Here is a 24,284-nt window from a genome sequence, read left to right on the forward strand (position 1 = left end):
AGACTGTTTGCCACACAGAAAAATGCTTAATAATAATGTTGTTCTTAAAATCAGGGGGCTCATTTATTTATTGGTTTTTTTTGAATGATTAAATAGTAAGAAACTTCGCTCTACCGGAACAGCAGATTTAATTTTTGGCTCGCTACTTCTTCCATACTGCCAAGCCACAATCGTTACTTTTACCGGATATTTGCTGCGAGGAGGTATTTTGGTGAACACCAATTCGTTTTCGGAAACTAATTCGACAGGGCCTTCTTTCACATAAAAACGAACTTGCATTCCACTATTGGACGTAGCTTGCAAACGGATGGATTTGGTGTTAACCGGAATATCGGACAATGGAGCAAAAGTTATTTTCTGCTCCTTTCCTTCTTTGTTTCGAGCAGGAACTAGCATTTCCGACTGCTGAACAGCCGGTTTGTAAACCTCATCACCCGGATGTTTCACTGCAAATGAAACGGCATAGGCGCCGGAACGCTCTCGCATCCCTCTTTCAAAATTCACCCTCCAAGTCGTATCATTCAGTTTCTTTACAGGTCCGATGAGTTTCTCAACGATGATGGGAATTGATTCATCTGCATGACCAATAGCCGAACCGGCAGGTAAACCCGTCCAAGTGGATGTCCGTTTACTGGCTCCGGGAACCGTATCCAAAAAAACGCCCCTCAATTGGAAAGTAACTCCGTCTTCTTGGGTAAGAAGGGGAAAATGTACTTGCGAATGGCTATCGCGTTGAGGAATAACAACTCCATTTTGACTATATCCCAACAATTGTGCTTTCTTATTCCGATAAGCCGATTGATATTCCTTAGTTTTTGTTACGGTTTCCTCATCGAAAAACCAAAAAGCTTGCGATGGATCTCCCTTATAATCAACAACAGGCGCAGCTTGAACTGTTGGCGCTGTATTGGGTATCCATTTTTCCATCAACCATCCGGTTTTTACAGGATTAATTGGTTTCAGTTTAGGGGCTTCTCCCCATTGATACTGTTCGGGAAAACGATATTGCATGGCTTTGCGGATAAAGAAAGCTAAATAAGCATTTTTCTTTTCGGAGGTAGCGAAATGTCCTTCTGCCGGACAAGCCAGCATACTCAACGCCATGTTCGGATGTTCTTTTCTGTCTTTCAAACCTCTATCGGAAAAGGTCGCTGCCGCTTCGTACTCGCCCATGGTTTCCAATAAGGGTATATAATCCGCGTTTTGTTCGACAGTCCAAATATCCGGTGCAAATTGTTTATCTCGGAAATAGGGCCATTGTCCACTTACGGAAATGGCAGCGAGTGTGCGTTCGGGATTCCATGCCGCAAAATAATAAGGCCAACTTGCCGCAGCCGAATGTCCTATTGGAATGACAGGTATGTATTTAAGCTCTTCGTATCCAGATATTTCGGCTAAGCGGTTCATCATTTCATTAAAATAAGTACCGGCATTTTCATTAAACCGGAACAGGTCATCGAAAGCGGGAGAAATCCATATCTCGGCAATATCCAAGCCTGACATTTCCTCCCGAAAAGATCGACTTTCGAGAATAGAGAGTTCCTCCATGTTATTCTGACCAACTACAACCGCTTTTATACCTTTACATCCTTCCGGAATCCACAAAAAGGCTTCCGAAACAAGGCTGTAATCACTTTTTACAGGTGCAGACCATTGCCACACCTGAGCCTTTAAGGGCAAAAGAGAACTTGTTACGCACAGAATATATATAATCAAAAGTTGTTTTATTCTCACAGTATCTGTACCTTTTTAACAAAAAGTTTTCCGTTTAAATTTACTTTTAGAACATAAATGCCGGGGGCTAATTTTCCAACTGCTAATTCGTCGTATTGAGCAACAATTGATTTTGAAGCCTGCAATACGCCGGTAATAGAAAAAAGTTGGGCAATGCCGGTTACATTATCCGATGTTTCAATAACTATTTTCCCATCTTTATAGTAAAAAGAGCTATCGGAAACTTCCAATCTTTCTAAAGATGTATCCATTGCAGGTCTTAGTATAAAAGGAAAATCAACAATAAATCCGGCATCTTTTACGCTGGAATCTATTATATTAGTGTTTATTTTCCAAAAGTTGGTACCAGACTTCCCTCCATTTTGGATAGCACAAAATTCGCCATCCTTATAAATGTGCATCGTATTCCATTCGGTGTAATACTGATTTGTACCAAAAGATCCGTTTTCATTTACATACCGATTATCTTTGGCCGATAAGATTTTGTAACGTTCTCCATCCTTAGATATTTTCCATACCTGATTTTGATCATCTTCCACATAATCGGAAAATATAGGTTTAGTCGTATTAATATTGGTGAGATAGGTTCCCGCAACACGATCAATGAGCCAATATTCACCATCTTTTAACAGTTCATCTTGATATACTCCAACAACAAAAGTCAAAGAACTGGTAGCGCCGTTTGATTGTGTTAACGTAACGGTATATTCTCCACGGCTTTGAACATCTTCGAGGGTAATGGTACGTGAATTTGCACCGGTACTCCATGACCAACTAAGCGCATTCACCCCAGACGGACTTAAAACTACCGTACTTCCGGGAGCTACAAAAACGGTTTCCGTTACGGTGGGAGTTCCTGAATTAACTACTACGGTGGGCGTAATATCTCGTATGACAAAGTTGAAATCCTGAGTACTTACAGCGCCTCCCTCATTGGTATATTCGGCGGTAATTGTAGTATTTTCATTGATTACAATGCCGCTTGAATTAACATAATTCCCATTAATTTTGTATTTCATTTGCCCGATGTATGACGGTTGGCATCCCATATTAACAGTGGTAGCTGTTCTTACGGTATAAATTGTATCGCTATACCATGTACCCTGTATTTGAACTGTTTTAGAAATTTTGGTAGGGAGGCAATCGCCGTAAACAGCAACACAATACGATTGGCTACTTGTTGTTCCACAAGGGGTGGTGTAAGTTACTCGGTACATTCCACCTTGTTGTACATTATTCAATGTAATTTCATTGATTGTTTCTCCGGTATTCCACAACCAAGCGCCTGCAGATTCCTCTTGTACGCAAACTAAACGAAGATTATCTCCGGGTTTCACATTAATGATGGAATGATTGACAGCCGGTTTGTCATTTACATAGATAGCAGGACTTAATAAAGTCTCCGGGCAATCGGGATTGAAGGTTGTATCCAAACTGTAGAGCAAAGTACCAAAGCCAAGATTATCGAATCCACCGCTGTTGCTGCCATAATCGCCACCGCCGCCTTCAGGACGTATTTTTTCTGCAAATTCTTGAGAAAAAGGCGCTTCAAGTCCTTTCCGTTTGGCGTAATGATTATACACACGTTCCCACACAGGGCGGGTATTTCCGCGTCCATCGGCGCCGATAGAGCCTTGATTGTTATCGCAATTGATATACCTCACATTCGGCACATCGTTTCCTAAATTGTATTTGGCGATGTATTCGTAACCCGCCAATAAGCGGTTGTTTTTAAATGCATACAGATCGTCGCCCTGATTCCATGCCACTTGAGCTACATCAGCCGATGATCCCACGCCCATAAGCGTATGCCCCTGGTCGCGGTTACTTTCCTGCCACTGCCCCAGCGTGGGTGTATGCAGATACCAAACCAAGTTTTGAATATCTTCAGCAAATTCACGTCCGTTTTCTTTTGAATATTTGATGTAATACATTCCTTCGTTGAATTTAAATTCATCATCGCATAAAATACCTATGGCAGTGATGGTAGCTGCATTTGCCAATCCCCAATTCGCCCAATAATGAGTGTCGCAGGCGCCGTTTCTGCGGGACATGAAATCGGTAGCGTACGAATAAAAGACATCTACCATGAATTTTTTGAATCGCTCGAAATTGGCAGCCGACCATCCGGGATACGAGCGCATGATTTCGGCTGCATTAGCGAATGGGAATCCATATATGCCGGAAGCTAGCGCCGCGTTACTATCCCCGGTAACTCGCACGCAGGTTGTTGCCCAAGCATCTAATATTTGAATGGCTTTGTCTGCATACTTGTCATCTCCCGATAATTTCCAGCGAATGGCCAATTGGTAGGCAGCGGCGCCATCATTCATTGCAGCTGAGTAGTTTTCTCCGGTTCCGCCTCGAACTATTTCTCTTGTAGGATTGGGATTATACGATAATGAAGCGTGTGAGTTGGCTATCAGTTTATTCCAACCTTGATACCAAGGTTGTTTCCTTCCTTTGATTTTTTCTTTCATCCGGTCAAAATCGGCTTCCGTATGTAGAATGCCGGGGTGTACAAATTGAGGAGCGCCGGAAACTTCTTGCGCCTGCGAATTTATTGTAGAGCTGAAACTCACTGCTAAGAGCAGTAATAGCGTTTTAAAATAATTGTTTCTCATTCCTTTACGTATTAAAAGATTATTGTTTCTCATTTTTTGCTACTTGTGAATTATTAAAAAGCAAGGAACCAAATGCCGGTTGGTCTCTGTCGAATCCTTCCGGACGGATTTTGTTTAGCGTTTGCCGCGTATAAGGCATCGCCAAGCCTTTTCTATTTACATAATGATTGTAAGCCATTTCAAAACAGGTATAAATTTACCCCGGCTGATGTCTGATATTTTTGTCCAATCGCTGTATTTCCCTGTAATGTCTGTCCAAGTAGTGAAAGGGACTTCTTGTCCGAGGTTATATTTAGACACGTATTCAAAGCCTTTCAATAGCCGGTTGTCCAAAGCCGAATAGAGGTCATCGCCCTGATTCCATGCCAACTCACAGACTGTTGCCATAGCGCCTATGCCCAACATGCAATGTCCCTGGTCGCGACCGCTTTCCTGTATCTGTCCGGTTTCGCCGCTGATGTAATTGGCGATTGTCCCGTTGTCGCGGGCATGAAGATAGAAGTCCATCGCCTTTTCGTACATTTTCCGGTTGTCGAAGAAAATACCCGCTGCCATGTAGGTTTTACAGACAATTGGCCCCCAATTCCCATTCGTGTAGGGTTTGCGATTGTAAAAGTTTTCCAGCACAGGAATAAACACATCTACAAACATATTGGATATTTTTTGGATTTGCCTTTCCGAAACTTCGGGACAAGTATATTTCAATATTTCGAGGGCATAGATGATTTTCAAGCCTTCCAATCCGGCCAGCAAGGGTGCATCATTTGTTTCAGGAATCCGTTGGAGCGAATCGGCGTAAGCAGTTAATATTTCGAGCGATTTACGGGCATGGGCTTTTTCGCCGGTCAATGTCCACATCAGCGCATTTTGGTAGGCCGCGCTGAAATCCGCTTCCATTTTGCCTTTGGTATATCGAAATTCTCCATCGCGCGAAATCACCCGGAAAGGCCCTTCCATCCGGTAATCCGCCTGCGAACTTTTGTGCGCTTTCAGCAACTCGAAAGAACCATAAGCCGGTTCTGTCTTGTCGTTAATCAACCGACGCATCTGCTCAATGCTTGCTTGGGTATGAAGCACGCCCGGATGAACAAACACGCGCTCATCGGCGGCTCTTTCAGTTATCCAAATGGCTTGCCCGCCCGAGGGCAACAAATCGGCCTCCAGAACAGATTTATTATTTACCGGTATTTTCTTGATGCCTACTTTTGTTCGGGTTTTTACAGTTGGGTCGTCGTAGTAAATATGAGCCGTATAGTTTTTCCCTTCCGGCAAGAAATCCAAGGCAAGGCTCAACTTGCGTCCATCGTTGTTGGTCATTGTTCCCACAAACCAATCATTTCCGCTACGGCGGGCCATGCTAATGTATTTACCTATCTCTCCATGAATCACCTTGGTTTCGTCCCAAACAGTGGGAACACGGTCGAAAAATTCCAATTCGGGTTCGTCCCTGCTGTCGGAAGGTTTATCGTACCAATATACATGCTGCAAGGGGCTGTAATACACAACCGCCATTGATAGCTGATGCGCCGAAGTCCCCTTTATCAGCCGGGCGTTTACCAAGCCGTGGTCGGTATTGGGTTTGGTGTTTCCGTTGAAATTTTGCCGGTAATAGCAGATGGTATAATCGGCAGGACCTTGGGTAAAGCGGGTAAATGGCAAGGTAACATTGGTGGTGGCATCGGGAAATTCTTCGTTTCCATAAATACCTTCCTGCGTCATAAAGTTGGGATAGGTGCGGCTGAATCCGGTGGGACGGTATTCATCGTGCGCATCCACCATCAAACCGTATTGGGCGCATTTCTTGATGGCTTCATGCATCCAGTTTGTCCAGAATTGCGAACCTACCTGCACAAAACCGAATTTTATACCTGAAACTCCCCAACTTTTATACAAAGGCAATATATCGTCCAACTGCTGATAAAGCGCCCGCTGGTTCACATAAAGGATGACGCCTATGTTGTGTTTTTTGGCATAAGCAATCACTTCGGGCAAGTTTAAGGCATTCGGATTTTTATTCCGGGCAGGGTCGAGTTTTACCTTTGTTGCATCCGATGATTTGCTGCCTTCCGGCCCATACCATCCGGCATCGAAAAGCATGTATTGCAGGTTGTGCTTAACGGCATAATCCACCACCGATTTGGCGCCACCGGTAGTAAGCGTTACCTCGCGCATCACTTTACCCGGGCGTATCCACCAGGGATTTTCAATAGCATTCGGCTCATTCAGGTTGAGTATCAGGTCGTTGTTTTCGATGAGGCGCCCCGGTTTTGTGGCAGCCATAATCACCCGCCAAGGCGTTTTGTAGGGGGCAATGTCGTCCACGGCGCCATACATCGCTCCCGTGAGGGTGTTGGTCTTGGCATCGGCCACCACAAATTTGGTGCGTGCATAATTCACCACTTCGGCTTCGGTCAGCAATACATAAGGCCCTTGCGGCAGTTCTATAACCAACGGGCGTTCGCTTTCGCCCTTCCAATCCTGTACAGGCATTAATTCGTAAACGGATTGAGCCTTTTTGGTAAACCAGGCTTTAGCGCCTTTGGGCAGGGTGTATTGCGTATATTCATTGGTAATGTGCAGGTATTCGCCACCGGGAAAAAAGTAACGGAAAGCCAGGCCTTCGTTGTAGGCGCGAACTATCAGTTTCAGCTTTCGCTTGGGATTATCCGCTTGCACAATATCAATCTCGCAACGGTTGTAGTGGTCGCGGATGGTCGCTCGTTCTCCGTAAACCGGATTCCACAAGCTATCTACAGATGCCGTAGCAGACTTATCCACCCGGATGCCGTCTTTCCATTCGCCGTTGCCGTTGATGCCCAGCAAAGATTCCAGCACCACCGGTTGATTGGCGTAATTGACCGAATAATAAATCCGGTTGCCTTTATCATACACTTTCATTTGGAAGTCGCCATTGGGCGAAGTGATGCTCACCTCTGCCGGAAAAATAGGCAAGAAATATATAGCTACTGTCAAAATACAAAATACTAATCGCTTCATTATTTATCAATCTTAATTTTTTATTACACGGATAATCGCACTTGCTGTTTTCACAATATAAACACCGGGAAGAAATCGGGACATATCAATAACTGTTTCCCCTTCACTTATTTCCCCGGAATAATGGACACGACCAATACTATCATAGATATAGACCTTTTGTGTATGACTGGACTTTATCGTTAGCCAATGATTTATCAAGGTCGGATAGATTGCTGATTGTCCGGGGATTTCCGGTTGTCTTATACCCATTGGCGGGTCTCCCCCTATCTTTTCCATTTTCTGAAGATACCAATGTTGATTGGTTTTTTCTTCCGAATAAATGTTGTTGTCGTATTCGATAACAGCTGTCCCGTTATCCAAACTGCCACCGCTGTTGTTGATGGAATAACCGGATCCCAGATTGACTATCCCATAGATATTTCCGGTAAGAACGGGAATAATTTTCCATTTTTGCGCATTGTCCGAATTGTTTGGAGGCATTTGTTTCAGATTATTTTGCCGTCCGTTTGCGGTCATTGCCAATTCCGACTGTTTATTGATAATGCGGAACAAGCCGTTGCCCAGCGAATCTATTTTCCAGCGTTGGGTTTCATCTTCTTCATTGGGCTCCCAAAGCATCAAGGTAGCGCCCGGCTGCATCGATTCGTTTGTTATATCTATCACATTATTGCTTCGTTTATTCATAATCAGGTAATAAAAATTTTCGGCAACAAACGGCTCCGAAGGTTTCTCCGGCTCTGGAATTATAAAACTTTTGCTTAAAAAGGCTATTCGTTCTTGTATATATTTTTTTAGATAATCCACCCCACCCTTATAGGTAGGAAAAACGAATATTTCGCGGTAAACAGTAGTATTCAGAATTTTCCATTTTTGGAAATTCAACTGTTGAGAAGCCTGTAAAAGGGTCGAAGTTTCGTCAATATAACTAATTAAGGTATCGTAGAGTCCATCGTCAATTAATTTCAACCATTGTCGTTCTACTGCTTTCTGAAACCATTCATCTTTCCACATCTGCTCTATCCATGTACGTGGAGCATGTGCATAACTCCGCATCAGTTTTTGGGTAGCATCTCCCAGCCGGGAGTCATTATTGAAAGCAATATCATAATCCCATAAGGGACCGAAATAAATTTTAGGGTCTTCTCGTTTTTTATAGATATAAGTACTCCAAAAAGAATCCGAATTACCGGTCAATTCGCAGGCAATATACCAATTGACCAACGATGTGGTATCAACCAAGGCACGATAACCGGATGCGGGGTCTTTGTATGAAGAAGAAAATAATTTGTTTTCAAAATCACGAATATAGTTGGTAATGTATGTGCGTTGTTGCGAATTGATTTCATCATCTTTCGGATATTTTATGGTTACTTTCAACCCCCTGGGAGAAGAAAACCAGACCGGCTCAGAAGCGGCGAATCCGTCTATTTCGAGTAAATAACCACCGCTTATGAGTGGTAAGGTAGTGTTAAGGGTATCTAATTTTTCGACCGCTACACGCTTGTCAGCCACTTCCACCTGATCGGTCAGCATATAATTGCCCTGGTATTCGTTGTTGAGAATCAAATCGACAAATTGCACAGAGGGTGTAAATTCCAATCCGAGGACTTTACTGATTTTGAAAGCGACAGCGTTACGCATCAAGGTTTTATCGGCATAATTGGCCAATAATACCCAGTTTTTTTCTTTTGCCGGAAGACCAAATAAACTCGTTTTTTTATCTAATTTCAAACGATAGGTTTTTTTTGCCATATTCCAAGTAGAGTTTCCTCTGCCTCTTATTTCCGTTACCACATTCGTGATTTCATCGCTCGCAGTCGAACTTTTTATGGTTATTTTCCCCGACTGATAGACATCTTTGCTTGTTACCGCTTTCCCATTATCGGTAGTAATATAGAGCGTGGGAATGTTGCTACGTTGCGACTGCGCTTGAGCCTCCGTCAGCAGAAGCAAGCAGAATAAAATGACGATGGATGTAAACGTTTTTTTCATGCGCAAAAATTTAATAATTGAAAAAGAGGCTGTCTAAAAAATCTCTTTTCTTAGACAGCTCCTCAATCTGTGATGTTTATTTCTTAACGATTACCTTGATTACTTCATTTTCGGCTTTCACAAGATAAATACCTGCGCTTACCGGAATTGAGGTTTCGCCCGAAACAGTTGAACGATAAATCAATTGACCTGTTGCGTTATAAACCGAAACTGCGGTAGCTTCAGGAACAGATACGTTGATAGCATTCGGTTGCGCTGTTACAATCACTTTTTCTACCGATGTTTGTGCTAATCCGGTGGCTACAGTCGGAACAAACAAGGCTTCTGCGGCTTTGTAGTCGATTAAGTCCTGAGCGGTTGCAGCGTCGCCAAGGGCGGAAGCAGTGGATAATGCACCAGCAAAAGCATCATATACCGATCGAGCGTAATTTCCGTCTGAAGTACCAATTGTGGCTGCGTCCAACTTAGCTTGTCCTGCGGCTACGGCTTGGGCTAAGGCGGTAGGCATATCCACTAACTCAAAGATGAAATCGGTAGCAGCATTCAATACATTACTTTGGTTCGTAATCTTGTCGTTTGCATCCAACCGCCAATAATTAGAGCCTGAACTCCCTGCGCGTTGCACAGCATAAGCCGTTCCATTGTAATAGAGATTCATGGTGTTCCATGTTTGAAGATAGCCATTTAACTTATTTAAGCTGGGGAAGGTACCATTTTCTGTAATGTAGCGATTGTAATTGCTGCCACTATAGATATCCACATGTTTATTTACTATTTTATAGCGACCGCCATCAAGTGTGAATGTCCATATCTGTTCGTCCACAACACCCTCGTCGTAGAGCGCCTTAAATTGGGGAGTCTCGGTTTCGGTTACCGCTTTCATATTGGTCCAATAGACATCGGTACCGGCTTTCCTGATGAGATAATCACCCACCGCCAAGCCATTCTGTTGTACGTAGTAGGAAGCCAAAAAGTCGGAACGTGTTGTAGTAAGCGCAAGCGTTGCAGCAATAATTGCTCCTTCGGCGCTAGTATCAGGATTTGCCAAAATGTTGGCTGCACCTGCTAGCGCCGAAGCCAAAGCAGTATAACTTGCATAGCTGTATTTCCCCGGTACGTTGCCCGCACTTTCTGCCGCTACATCGGCAGGGTTAATGGTGGCGTAAAATGCATTTACCTCATCGTAAGCAGTTTGCAGCGCAGGAATGGCAGAAACGGCTTCAATGACCCAAAGATCAGGCCCGGCGCCTGTGATAATACTTCTCAGATTATTGTTGTCGGCATTTTTACAAAAGTAACGATTGGCTTGTATGGACACCGTTCCGCTAAAATTTTCCCCAGCCGCATATTTGGCATGGATTTTATAACCTGCCGAAACTCCTCCAGCAATGCTGTCTTCGATTCCGATAGCAAAATTATCCGGCCATTTCGATTCCATCGCTGTAACATAAGCATAGCCTTGGGCAGCAGTATTTCCGCCCGATTTTCTGAGGTAATTAGAGGACGAAACCTGTTGTACATGGAATGTACCCGGGGCTTTGTCCTGATTCGGACCAAGGACAATAGTGAATCGTTGTGATAACGAGCTCTCATCCTTTGCCGCCAGCACAGCCTGCTGATCGCTTGGCGCATCTAAGTATAAATTGTAAGTTAGATTTTTAAGTACGTATTGCCTCCCCACTTCAGGAGTAAACTCGGCTTGTACCATTACTGCAAACAATGTCCACAAGGCAACAATTGCCGTACTAAGTTTCAAAAAATAAATCTGCTTCATTGTGTTTAAAATTTAAAAATTATTAAAAAAACTACCTATCTAGTATCGGCAAAAACCAATTTGCCGGATTCGTCAATTTATTGTACAATTGCGAATTACGAATTCCTGTACGTTCAGCCACTTTTTCTGCCAAGAAACTCGGATCATCCCGATGTATCGCCATCCGCATCAGGTCGTAAAAGCGATTTCCTTCAAAGGCGGTTTCCAAGGCTAATTCCGTACAAATGAGGTCTTCTACGTAAAGAATGGAGTCTGATTTTGTTTCAAGTGTTGCAGGTAATACATATTGGGCATTGATATTCGTCTCTCCACTACCTCTGGAATGGATGCCAATATTCTGAGCAAACAATTCATTATTGAATTGCATATAGGGCTTTCGATCCTCCTTTTCATGATTAGGCAATTGTGCGTAAGAAGTGGGATTTAATCCCTGTTTTAATGCGGCAAAGGCAAAGGCGGGATAACCGGCACGGTTGGCGGCTTCGGCTAAGCGAAGATACAAAGCGCCCACACGATAGACTGTCGCCGAATTGGAACTAAATTTGTTGATAAATTCAAATTGACGCATAGTTCCACCATCATAATACCGCGTGGTTCTTAAGGCTGCTTGAAGTCTTAAATCGCCAGTAGTATAAGTGGGTATCGTTCCATACGCATAACGCTGTGCTTCAGATATTCTTCTAATTCCTTCGGACGGAACAATTTGCGGAGTAACAGAAGTAAAAAGCGCATACAAATTAATGGATTCATCCGATTCGGGTAGCGGAATTAAAGTAATTAACTCAAATAAGTTATTTACATCATCAAATATCGAACTCCAACTATTACTGGTATTTTTGAAAGAAGTATTTGTATATTTCACCGAAAAATTCTGCGCTATATAATTACGCTGCGCAATGAGTTCATAATAATAAGTTGCCGACCGGTCAAAATCGCCTTCCTTCCCCCTCCAAAGATACAAATCGCCCAGCGCCATCTTTATCGGGAAAAATAAAGAAGAAGATGCATAACCGTATATGTTGCCATAGTTGGGCGTACCGTAGTTTCTCAACGGTTCGAGATCGGCAATAAGCGCATCGGTCATTTGCTCCAGATTATACAGGGGGAACTTTTTCTCGGTATCTGTTACCGATACAAGCGGCTCGGTATAATAAGGAACTTCCTTAAAGTTGAGCGCCAATTGCAGATAAACCCATGCACGAATCGTCTTGACTGTGGCATATTCGTTGAGCATTACCGGCCGCCGGGAGACTCTGATTGTCGTGTCCAAATTTGCCAGAAAATAATTACAATTATTGATGATATTGTAATAATTCCGAATGTTTAAGTAAGGGTTATCGTCTTTGACATTGAAATTGGCTAAATCGCGTAAACCCACTTCGGTATATTCTGTTACATCCACCAAATCGGCACGCATTTCGCCCAACACTACATATTGATCTACCACAGTTTGTACTTTTCTTAAAATACCCAGTACGGAATAGAGCGAATCATTAGCCGAACTAAGCGTATGTTCGTCTTCAAACATTAGGCGATCCGAATCGGTATCCATCATATCTTCGCAGGAACTCATCAAACAAATTCCGGCAAACAATGAAAGCATGATTATAATTGATTTCTTTTTCATAACATTTTTATTTACAAATTAATTTTTACACCCAAATGCATACTGCGGCTTTGTGGCAACAGTCCTCTGTCTATGCCCTGATACAATACGCCATTGCCAATAGAAAATTCAGGGTCGCTTCCCAAATATTTGGTTAATGTGAGCAAATTATTGGCGGAAGCCCAAACCGTAATTCCTTGTAACCAAGTGAACGTTAGCGGCAGGTTATAGGAAAGGGTTACATTTTTGAGACGAATATAAGAGCCATCTTCAATCCAACGATCGGAGAAGCGGCTGTTGCCCGTCGGGTCTAAATATTCGGCACGAGGAATAGCCGTATGCTGTCCTTCATTCGTCCAACGATTTTGCAAAGCCGTAGTCTGATTATAAAGCATACTGCCTGCTTCCAACTGAGAACGAAGGTAGTTATAGACCTCATTTCCTTGCGAATAGTTGAAGATTACATCTAAATTGAAACGATTATAAGCTAATTTGGTATAGATATTTCCGTAAAAATCGGGGTTCGGGTCTCCGATAACAACTTTGTCCTTCTCGTTGATAATGTTATCCGAATTATCTGTATTCACAAAGCGCATATCGCCGGCTTTAAAGATTTGTTCCGATCCGGTGGAACTTAGTTGAACGAGGTTTGCTCTTGCGGCTTCTTCGGCTGTTGCAAAAACGCCATCGGTTTTATATCCGTAGAATACGTCGGCAGGTTGTCCTATTCTTGTCAATATCTCTGCTCCAGAGATAGAGGTTGTATAGGATTTGCTATCCGGCAAGGAAGTGATTTTGTTTTTGTAGTGAGCTACGCTTGCCCCCACTTCCCATTTGAAACTTTGAGTATTCACCACCTTGGCATGGAGAGCAATTTCGTATCCGGTGTTTTCCAAAGCGCCTTCATTACTCCAGTAATTTTCCAATCCCGATACATAGTTGAACTGTTTTAAGGTTAGTAGATTATCGGTTTCACTTTTGTAGAGGTTTGCCTCCAGAGCAATTCTGTTGTCGAACAGGCTCATTTCCAGTCCAACATTATACCGTTTGGTTGTTTCCCATTGAATAGAAGGATTTTTGATGTTTGCCAGCTCCAATCCAATGGCTCTATCCATGTATTTGAGCGCCGTAAAGTAGGTTTTAGACGCATAATTGTCTATGTCGTCGTTGCCCGACACATCCATTCCGGCAGACAATTTCAAGGAATTAACAAATGATACCGGTTGGAAGAATGATTCGGACGAGATTAACCAAGCTGCCTGAATAGAAGGAAATACTCCCCACGACATACCAAAAGCCTTAAATCCCGATTCAATTTCTTTTCCGAAGCGAGAGGAGGTTTCTGTTGAGGCAGATCCTTGCAAAAAGTATTTTCCTTTGTAATTATAATCGGCATAGAGATAATAACTCATTGATTTCCATGTATCATCGTATCCGCCGGTTGTCCGAAAACTCAAACCGGAAACAATATCTACCATTTTGTCGTTACCGGTATTGTGTCCCGACAGGTAGTTTGAAGCGTAACTATCGGTCATATACCGAAATCCTCCTAGCGCTTTCAGGTTATGCGCTTGCAGTTGTTTTGTCCATTCGATGCGGGTATCGCTAAAGATGGAATTTTGTCTGGAGAACAAGGATTTTACCTGATTTCTTGAAGTCCCCAATCCCGGCAAATAAGAAGGCACTACCCCTGCCATTGGGCGGAAATAATTTTCGTCCAAGCGGTTTAACGAATAACTGAACTTGGTACTGGCCAACAAATCGTCCGTAAATTTGAATTGCGGTGTAATAGCTACGTTGAATATCGAATATTCATCTTCGCCTACGCCATTGCTTAAAATAGCCAATGGGTTGGATAAATTGAACAAATCGTAATCTTCCAATTTTCTGGTTATACTACCCTCATTGGCAAATTGATGCGGATTCAGAATCGGGGCTTTGATTAAGGACAAGTAGCCCGGCGATGCAGGAGATGATGAAGTGGAGCTTTCGGTTGCACCATCATCGCGTAAGTTCCGGGTCGATTGCGAGTAGGAAATATCGAATTTAGTCGTGAGTTTTTTCCCGAAAGTGATGTCGGTGTTGAATCGAGTATTAAACCGATTGAAATCATTTTCTTTAAGAGCGCTCTCGCTGGTCAAATAGCCCAATGAAAGATTATAGACTGCAACGGCATCCCCTCCTTGCACACCCACACTGTAATTCTGGGTAAATGCTTCACGGTAAACTTGGTCTTTCCAATTCGTATTATTGTGGTATCTGTTGTAGTAAATAAAATTGGGATTGTCATTCATATAGGGTGGAGCGCTATACGTATTAGGCATTAAATCGGTTGCATACACACGAAACTGACTGGCATCCATCATTGACGGCATTTTGGGTTGAGCCGTAAATCCGCCGGAAAGGGAGGCATCTATGCGAGTGGCAAGGCTTCTCCCCCGTTTCGTTTCAATAACAATTACGCCGTTTCCAGCTTTGGCGCCATAGATGGCGGTGGCATTTTTTAGTACGGTTACCTTCGCTATATCGTTTACATCAATACCCGACAAAATATTATTACTGAAGCCATCGTGAAGAGAAGCCTGTTCTCTTTGTATATCCAAAATAACACCGTCGAGTACGATAAGGGGTTGAGCATTCGCATTCAGCGAATTGAGGCCATGAATAAACATGGCTGCACCCATTGCCGGAGTTCCCGACCGGGTAATGCTACGCACATCCTTGCCTAGTTTGGCTTGAATTTCGTCATCAATACTTAAAGCCGTACTATTTCTAAAATCGTCTGCTTTTCCAACAGGCGTAATTTCGATAGTTTCGGGATAATCCTGTTTGAAAACGGCAGAGTACATATTGACTTTTATGCCTTGTTTTTGATTCTGTAAAGGCAACAATATCCGGTTATATCCAGGTGCATTTACCTGAAGCATATTTACAAAAGCAGGAATTTTGATGGTAAAATCGCCCTGCTCATTACTCATAGCCGAATACATTGGATTGTTGTAGGCTTCAATGCGCGTACCGGCAAGAGTTTGCTTGGTAGCAGCATCAAATATTTTTCCTGTTACTTCTATTTCCTGAGCAAACACAGCAGGTGCACTGAGCAGAAAAAAGAGAAAGATACTTTTAATTAGTTTATTTTTCATCGTATTTATATTTTAGTGAACAGGTTCAAGAATTAGACAGTCAATAAGCATATTGCGGGTATAAGTGGTAGTTTCTGTTCGTCCAACATTGCAGATAACTTTGAATGTTACATTACTTATCCCCTCCAAGCCATAGTTTGCCACCGGAAATGCGAAGTTGCTACCAACTAACACCGTATCTAATTTCTCTGGATTGGTGACAAATGTGGCATTCCCAAAATTGTTAGTAGTGGAAATACCGCTACTATTTGGATAGTTCAGTGTGAAATTAACTTTACACGGTTTCAAATTCTGAGCATTCGGATTGGCAACGGTGGCGGGTGCAAATACACAATAGATATTATACTTCGCCGATAAATTCTGTTTTATGGGGAATTGGATGGTAGGATTTGAGTTTGCTCCCGTAGGGATTACCTCGATATACCTTCCGCCGGAAATACCGCTAATCGTACTTTCATAAGCGCTTCGGGAATAGATGTTACACAGTGTTTGTTCGCGCTCCGTAGGATCTTCCGCCTCTATGAGCAGCTGACGGTGCCAAGAATCTTCCGCTTTATATTTTAGCAAATCTGTTATATATATTTTACCGTTACTTGCCTCTATTTTTTCGGCTCCGTCAAACAGGTATTGCGGTTGGTAAAACGTATGCCGGGTGGTTGTAATAAGCGAGTCTGCCGGCGATTCCTGAAGGTTATTATTAAAACACAAATCATTGATTATAGCCGATTTGGTGTAATTATTTTGATAAGACTCCCTGTTTGTAACCCTGTTGGAATAAACAAAATAATTTTTCACGCGGTTGTAAGCTTCTATCCATGCCGTATTACTCGGAACTATCATGGTGTAGGTGCTATCTTCTGCATTCAGATAACCCAAGCGGCTCAATAGGGCATTCGCATTGATGAAAGCCGAGTCGAGATAAACAATTTCGCCATTTACGATGTCGCCTTGAATACTCAGCGCCGGAACGAAAACGAGCGTATCAAAAGAGTGAATATACTTACTGATAGAATCTAAACGGACGTCTTTTGACAAATATTCCCAAATATTGCTGAAGTAGGCAGCCTTAGAGGTAATGATGTGCAGAATACCATTTAGAGCAAGGATGTTGGGCGACTTTATCACTATATCGTCAAACGCCGAAGCGCCGGAAGCATTTTCAAAATTAATCACTTTCCCATTCAGCATCGTGATATTTTTCAGCATTTCTCCCGAGGCGGTAATTGATTTTCGGGCAATATGATTGTTGATAAACTCCTTGATAATTGCCTCTTCATCCATGTTGCTACAGTCGAAAGCGCCGTTTACAGGCGCCCAAACGGTATAAGTTTGACTTTCGGAAAGCGCTTTGTCGTAGCCTGCCTGTTTGAGTATAGCCGCAAAATCGCTCAATTCCGGATTGGAATTGATGTTATCCCACAATGTCTTATCGGTAACAACCGCCGGGTCGGCATCATAATGCTTGTCCCATTCTTCGCTACAGGAATAAGCCACCAATAAAGTTGTAAGCAATAGCAAGCCTGTCTTCAGCCTATTTATATATTTTCTATTCATAAATTTTTAATTTAAAATTGTTTCACTACTTCGTCCTGTGATTCTAATGTCTATTCTCGCCTTCCGGACTGCCATATACGCTTTTAGGAACTATTTCCAAATAATCGAACATAAATTGAGCGAGGTTGTCGTCTAATACGGATTTGAACCGGAGGTAGTGGGTTTCGTCGTTTTTGATGTCGAAAGTTCCGATGATACGCCGCAAGACATCGCTATTGCCGCGTCCGATGAACTCCACGCCGCCTTCAGTTTTGAAAAAAGTATCAGGACCCTTCATATAGCCGCGATTACGCATCATCTTGTCCGTTTCAATTCCTACCGATTCATCCGTAGGACTATCGGCTACCCAACCTATTTTTGCATTTGTTCCTATTAAACGAAGGTCTAAAGGAATACCCACCGGTTTAGAGTCTCTTGCCCCGGTAATTTCATTTTCCGAGATATAATAAAACTGTGCCATTCCACGTTTGGGATTAGCGGTATAAGCAAAGCGAATTTCATAAGTGCCTTCCGGAACCGGTGGTAACTTTATGGTAAAATCGTATTGCCCGGTCGCCATCATTTCATCTCCCTGATAATTACACCAATTGGGATGCGGGTCTAAGTAATAGAAATTGGTTTCGTTACTAAACTCCAAGTTATCGAAGTATCCCTGCGGAAAACAAATGAGTTTATTTACTTGACGAACGCCGTTAGTCATTAATTCGGGAAGCAAGCCGGAGGCATCGAAACGTAAGCGGTCGTTCAATACCACATCGCGTACGCTCTCGTCATATACCAAAAGATCTTCAATACAATGGTATGTTCCGTTAATTGCATTTTGGTCATACCTTGTTTCTTCCTGTGATAGAATCTTGATGCCTTTCAGATAAGCGTCAATCCGGTCAATCCGCCGGTTTATTCTCAATCCGTCCACTCCGTCCATTACTTTCACTAAAGTGTGTGGAAGCATGGTTTCGGTAAACTCGTAATGGTCAATATTGAGTATCGAATTGTAAGTATATACAAATGTATTGTAATAAATAGTTTTATTAATTAGGTGATAAGAGACAAAACGATTCAGGCTGTTTCGCCTGTCGGTAGGATCGGTAATGCTTGCATCTTGCGGATACATCCGGTCATAGACTTTTTTTGCGTAGGCTGTTAATCCTGCCAAATCGGTAATGTGTGCCGAAGAATTGGCCAAGATCGTATTGCTTTCTACAAACACGGTATAACCGAATTTCCGTTTTTCGGGGCTATCGGCATGTCCATTTCCATTGTGATCCTTAAAGTCCATTACCTGCACGTAGGTTTCATCCAATACTTTTCGCAAGGAATCTGCCATGCCTGTCAACACCAATGCTTCGCTAAAAATAGACAAATCGGGGTTGGATGCAATCAAGTCGGGAATCTGGGCATTTGAAGGGCTTAGTACCTGATTAATCGTGTGTACTACGCCATTTTCCACCTCTTCGTCTTTCAGTATAATTTTCGAATCCTCGTTGATGACCACTTGAAGGTTTCCACTACTATCGGTTGTAAATGAAACCATCAGATACCGATCGCCCATATTGGGTTTAGGAATAGCTCCTGTAGCCAAATCGGTTGTTAGATATTTGTTTGAAATCAGGTGGTTGTAGGCAATAGTTGTTGCTTCTTCTTTTGTTACATCGTCAATATTTGCTATCCCTTTGGAGGATAAATACGTTTGCATGGCAGTATTGGTTGGTGCAAAACAAGTATAGGAGCCATACGTATTAAGCAAACCTCTCATCTCTGCTTTTTCGAGGATGACCAGAAAATCGCTGTAAGTTTCTTTGCGATTTTCTAAATAGCCGGACAACATTTCGCCTGTAAATGTGTAAAAATTATCTTCCGCATCATCCTCAACACATCCGGTAAGGAGTAGAAAGGAGCAGAAGAATATCCCTATAAAATAATATTTTACTGTTTTCATTTTTGTAGTTTTTTAATTAGAGGATGAGCCTGTTAAATAAGCCGGATTTTGTTTTAATGCCGGATTTATTTTCAATTCATCTTGGTTGATGGGGAAATAAAGAGCGTCGAGTGATGAAATTTTACTTCGGATGGCGTTCTGATTTTCCGTGTATTTAGAGACCACTTTATCCAGCAGGCGTGTGTTATTTCCTTCACGACGCGCTAAGCGCAGTAGATCGAACCAACGTTTTCCTTCAAAAATCAATTCTCTTTGGCGTTCCAACAAAACCAGATCTTCCATATCACGTACCGTATTATAGGAGGAATATACGAGCGTGTCGTTGCCAATGGTCGGATTTGAGCGATTGTGAACGGCGGAAACCAATTCAAACGCGCCTTTTAAATTATCCTCGCTCTGGCCTACTTGCACCAATGCCTCCGCTTTCATCAACATAACATCTGTTAACCGATACAATATCCAATTTGCAGTAGTATTGCGATAATTATAAGAAGAGTTATTTGCCGCATTGGTAGAGCGTGCCGTTACCGCATATTTAGCGATGGGATAAACGCCGGTTGCTGTTATAGTCGGATTTGTGTTTGTAAAATCTTTGACGCGATTATCCGTTTTCGGATACAGGCTACCTGTCTCCGTTGCAAAAAGCGGAGCGCTGAGTTTTCCAATAGGATTATCCTGATTACCATAATATCCATCAATCATACTGTTGGTTTTGGTAGTCTGCGTAAATTGCAATTCAAAAATGCTTTCGATGGAATTGCCATTGCCAAATATCTGCGTATAGGCATACGAACTACTGTATATATTTTCTGCCTCCAAGAGGGGATATTTACCTTCTTTTCCCTCTTCCCAAAAGTTACTTTCTTCTGCTTCCAGTCGTTTACTCTCAATTACGGCATCACAATAGTCTATGCACTGTTGATAGTCTTGATTCCACAGATAAACATCCGCCAATAATGCTCTGACCACGTCTTTAGTTACGCGACCTTTATCATACACTGTTTTGTTGTATGTTTTTAGCGCTGATTTTTCCGCTTCAAGAAGATCTTCAATGATTCGGTTGATGATTACAGACTCGGGCGACTTGGGAATCTTATAATTTTGCTCATCACTTTGAGCCGCTTCCAGTGTCAAAGGCGCTTCATGAAAAGCGCGGATCAAATAAAAATAACAAAGAGCGCGGAGCGTTAATACCTCGGCTTTAATAGCGCCCAGTTCCGCCGGTTTGAAATTCGGATCTTTTTCTTGTACGGAAGGTGCATACAATAATACTGTATTACAATAATTGATTACCGTATAAAAATTATTCCATTTGCTAAAAGAATTCGTTGGCAATAAATTAGCGTCTAATATATCCAACTCGTCTTTACCTAAACTTTTTCCTGCAATAAGGTTATCTGAACGAAGCTCGCCCCAAATCAATACTTTTTTCATAAAATCGTCTTCGAGCATCGCTCTGTAACAGGTGGCAACAACCGATTCAACATCCGATTTGTCTTCCCAATAATTTTCGAGTACAATATCACTTTGCGGTAAAATGGTCAGAAAATCATCACAGGACGACAAGCCCAGTATCATAATCATACTTGGGAGTAGTAATGTTTTCTTTAATCTATTTCTCATAATATCTTTATTTTAGAATCAAAAACTAATATTAATATTTGCCGTATAAGATTTGGCGCGAGGGGTTTGCGCATTATCTCTACTGATGCCAAAACCGCCATAACCCACTTCAGGATCTACTCCGGTATATTTGGTTAGGCAAAACAGGTTATCAGCGGTTACACTGATGGTCAGTCCTGCCAAGGCATATTTCTTCAATAGTTTTGGAGGAACGTTGTACGACAACTGTACATATTTCATTCGGAGAAATGAACCGTCTTCTACGAAACGGTCGCTCGGTAACCAGTTATATCCAACGTTATAGAGTGCACGAGGAATCTCGGTAATATCTCCATCTTTTCGCCATCGCCAGTTCACGGCAATACTTTGATTGTTGTTTGTGTACATATTCTCGGCATTCATCCGGGCTTCATTAACAATATCATTACCATACCTGAAGTTAAAGAAAACGTTCAGCATAAGTTGTTTATAATAAAACTTGGCGCCAAATCCGCCGTTGAGCAATGGATTTGAATTGCCTAAATACACAATATCCAACTCATTGATATTGCCATCGTTATTAATATCCTCATAGATGGCATCCCCTCCCTTAAACTGGTAGGCAGCCGACTGTCCGTAAGCAAAATACATGGGTCGGACATTGCCTTTGTTGTCAAAAACGACCCTTCCATTTACGTCTCGAGCCACAGGAGCATTTTCTTGTTCGCCGACAATGTAATCATTGTATTGATATACGCCCTTGTATCGAAATCCATAAATGGATCCGTAGGGATTTTGCAATTGAACACGGGTAAGATATTCTCCGTTTCTATACGTGAAATCGCTGTTCAGACTGGCTAATACAGTCGGCTCCATATCTATGATAGTATTTACATTATTCCCCAAGTTGAAATTAAAGCTCATGGCAAAAGCGCCCGATTTTACAATTCGTCCGGTATTTACAGCCAAATCCCATCCTTTATTATTCATTGTACCTACATTTTTCCATTTCATAGCGTCAAATCCTGAGGAACTTGGCATTTTCCGGTCTTTCATCAGCAAATCTTTGGTAATTTTATCGTAATAATTAAAATCAATAGTTAGCATATCATTCCACAAACCAATGTCTGCGCCGATGTTTTTAGAGGTTGTTTTTTCCCATCTTAAATCGGTTAAGCGTACATTATTGGGTTTAATGCCGGGCATATCTATATAGGCGCTATTGGTACCATAGCGGCTAAAGTGCAAATATTCATCGCCCGGAGGATTTCCTACCGTCCCCCAACTTGGGCGGATAGAGAGCATACTTAACCACTTTTGGGTAGATGCCATAAACGGCTCGTCAATAAGATTCCAGCGTAAAGAAACCGCTGGGAAGTTACCCCATTTACGGTTACTTCCGTATTTGGTACTTCCATCGCGACGTAATGAGAAATCTACGATGTACTTCGATTTATAGGAATAATGACCTGAGTACAAAATGCCGATAGAACGTCCATGCCCTTTACCGGTTGAGTATGCATCCAAATAGCCATCCACCGTGGGGCTTGTAATGCTCCCCGAAGGTAATCCGGAAGAAATGGCTTTCTGGTTACGTGAGGTACTGTTCTGAACTTCCAAACGTCCCAGCATGGTAAGGTAATGATCTTCATTGGATAGTTTGGGTCTCCAATTTAGGGTGTGCCTGGTGGTAATTCCCAAGCTTCGGTTATCTTCCAGTTCGGCTTTGTTCACATTTCCATCTGTCCAATTGGCGGTGGTCAAATCTTTGGGTCGAAATCTGGATATATTGTTGTTATTGATTCCAAAAGCGACATCGCCTTCATATCTTAACACAAAACCGTCTCCCGCACTCAAAAGATCATATCGCAGCTTGAAATACGGATCGATACGGTAATTTTTTTCTCTGCTTTGCGCAAGCATAGCAATGGCGACCGGATTTCCCAAACCTCTTTGATCTCCAAGTTCCGGAGAACTATTTTGCAACATCTGGTAATACGTATCCGTGTTATTTCCGAATTCATCTTGTTGATAGACGCTCTGATTTGGCATCTTTTTATAAGCAATACCCAGGATATTATCATAATTCTTTCGATTGTCGGTATAGGTTAATGCAAAATTAGATGTAAACAGAATCTTGTCGGACACGTAATAATCGAGCGCCAAACGAGTAGAAAAACGGTCTAAAAACTGCCCGATAACCGAACCGGTCTGGTTGTCATAACCACCCGAAACGCGGAACAATGCTTTTTCTCCTCCGCCCGCAATAGAAATATAATGGCTGTGTGTTCGACCATAATCTTGGACTTCCTTCACCCAATCGGTATTATTATTGAAGTTTTGATATTCGGAGAATGTCGGGTCATAATTTAATTCCCTGATATTGGATGCAGCATTGCTTTGCCGTGGGTTAAAATAAGACTCCTTCAATAACATAGTATAATCATCTCCATTCAGCATATTCAGTCCTTTAGGCTGGTATGCACCGGAGAAACGATACGAGTATTGCAGGGAAGTTTTCCCTCTAGCTCCACGCCGGGTCTTGATATATAATACGCCGTTGGCGCCTCTGGAGCCCCAAATAGCTGTTGCGGCAGCATCTTTCAAAACGGTAATACTCTCAATATCATCCGGGTTAATGGTTAGTAATTGTGCAAACTGTTCCTCGTTGGCATTCGTAAAGTCAAAGCCTTCGCTGTAAGGTGTTTCAAAAATCACATCATTTACCACAATCAACGGCTCGGTATTGGCATTGATAGAAGTTACACCACGCATACGCATACGGGAGCCACTTCCCACGTTACCCGAAATAGACACAATATCCAACCCTGAGACCTGCCCCTGTAAGGCGTCATCAATAGAAATAAAAGAAAGTCCTTTAAATTGATCCGCATTAATAAACTGTCGGGACATGGAAATTTCTCTATCGGGTATAACCAATCCGCTGGTAGAGACACGTGTCTTTGACGTTACCACAACTTCCTGTAAAACATTATCTTCTATCAGTTTAATATTAAAAGTTCGTTTTTGTCCTATTTCCAGCGTTTGTTTTTGAAACCCCATATAAGAAACTTGCAGTTTATTCTTGGAATTTATTATGCGCATCGAAAAATTTCCATTTATATCCGTAACAGATGCCGACACAAAACGATTGTTATTATCCAACTCAAGCACATTTGCCGCTATCACCGGACCATCTACCTCACAATAAACATTTCCGCTAATTAAGATACCTTGTTGTTCCTGCTGTGCAAACACACTATTCAGGCAGCAAAACAGAGACAACAATAGATAATTAAATTTTATTTTCATAAGT

Annotated in this window: 12 protein-coding genes; all 12 read right to left on the reverse strand. The window is 42.2% G+C overall.

The genetic code is table 11. The features are described from left to right. Positions 1 to 63: 63 nt before the first annotated feature. The 12 genes from ACYPWY_RS04215 to ACYPWY_RS04270 all read right to left on the reverse strand — a co-directional run bounded on the left by ACYPWY_RS04215 (position 64) and on the right by ACYPWY_RS04270 (position 24,280). On the reverse strand, positions 64 to 1,734 hold the full coding sequence (locus tag ACYPWY_RS04215) for a hypothetical protein (protein ID WP_459684180.1): 1,671 nt from the start codon (positions 1,732 to 1,734) through the stop codon (positions 64 to 66). Beyond that, positions 1,731 to 4,358 carry an alginate lyase family protein gene (locus ACYPWY_RS04220; RefSeq protein WP_459684181.1) on the reverse strand — a complete coding sequence of 876 codons (2,628 nt, stop codon included), beginning with the start codon at positions 4,356 to 4,358 and terminating at the stop codon, positions 1,731 to 1,733. The genes ACYPWY_RS04215 and ACYPWY_RS04220 overlap by 4 nt, the downstream gene beginning before the upstream one ends. A 19-nt stretch (positions 4,359 to 4,377) precedes the next feature. Then, entirely contained in the window at positions 4,378 to 4,536 is a 159-nt protein-coding gene (locus ACYPWY_RS04225; protein WP_459684182.1) for a hypothetical protein, read from the reverse strand. After that, positions 4,515 to 7,355, reverse strand: a complete 2,841-nt coding sequence (locus ACYPWY_RS04230; RefSeq protein WP_459684183.1) for a glycoside hydrolase family 97 catalytic domain-containing protein — start codon at positions 7,353 to 7,355, stop codon at positions 4,515 to 4,517. The genes ACYPWY_RS04225 and ACYPWY_RS04230 overlap by 22 nt, the downstream gene beginning before the upstream one ends. A gap of 12 nt (positions 7,356 to 7,367) precedes the next feature. Then, positions 7,368 to 9,350 (reverse strand): CotH kinase family protein, encoded by a 1,983-nt coding sequence (locus tag ACYPWY_RS04235; protein WP_459684184.1) that lies wholly within the window; start codon positions 9,348 to 9,350, stop codon positions 7,368 to 7,370. Between the two features lie 76 nt (positions 9,351 to 9,426). Then, a complete protein-coding gene (locus ACYPWY_RS04240; protein ID WP_459684185.1) occupies positions 9,427 to 11,124 on the reverse strand; it encodes a T9SS type A sorting domain-containing protein in 1,698 nt (565 codons plus the stop codon). A 31-nt stretch (positions 11,125 to 11,155) separates the two neighbouring features. Next, positions 11,156 to 12,751: a hypothetical protein gene (locus ACYPWY_RS04245; protein ID WP_459684186.1), complete on the reverse strand. Its 1,596-nt coding sequence runs from the start codon at positions 12,749 to 12,751 to the stop codon at positions 11,156 to 11,158. An 11-nt stretch (positions 12,752 to 12,762) separates the two neighbouring features. Further along, the gene (locus ACYPWY_RS04250; RefSeq protein ID WP_459684187.1) at positions 12,763 to 15,873 is read right to left on the reverse strand and encodes a SusC/RagA family TonB-linked outer membrane protein; all 3,111 of its coding nucleotides are present in this window, start codon (positions 15,871 to 15,873) and stop codon (positions 12,763 to 12,765) included. 12 nt (positions 15,874 to 15,885) lie between these two features. Next, positions 15,886 to 17,427 carry a fasciclin domain-containing protein gene (locus ACYPWY_RS04255; protein ID WP_459684188.1) on the reverse strand — a complete coding sequence of 514 codons (1,542 nt, stop codon included), beginning with the start codon at positions 17,425 to 17,427 and terminating at the stop codon, positions 15,886 to 15,888. Between the two features lie 43 nt (positions 17,428 to 17,470). Next, positions 17,471 to 19,366, reverse strand: a complete 1,896-nt coding sequence (locus ACYPWY_RS04260; protein WP_459684189.1) for a fasciclin domain-containing protein — start codon at positions 19,364 to 19,366, stop codon at positions 17,471 to 17,473. A 12-nt stretch (positions 19,367 to 19,378) separates the two neighbouring features. Further along, positions 19,379 to 20,989 carry a RagB/SusD family nutrient uptake outer membrane protein gene (locus ACYPWY_RS04265; protein ID WP_459684190.1) on the reverse strand — a complete coding sequence of 537 codons (1,611 nt, stop codon included), beginning with the start codon at positions 20,987 to 20,989 and terminating at the stop codon, positions 19,379 to 19,381. Positions 20,990 to 21,007: 18 nt separating this feature from the next. Beyond that, entirely contained in the window at positions 21,008 to 24,280 is a 3,273-nt protein-coding gene (locus ACYPWY_RS04270) for a SusC/RagA family TonB-linked outer membrane protein (protein WP_459684191.1), read from the reverse strand. Between the last annotated feature and the right edge of the window lie 4 nt (positions 24,281 to 24,284).

Source organism: Viscerimonas tarda (assembly GCF_054601255.1).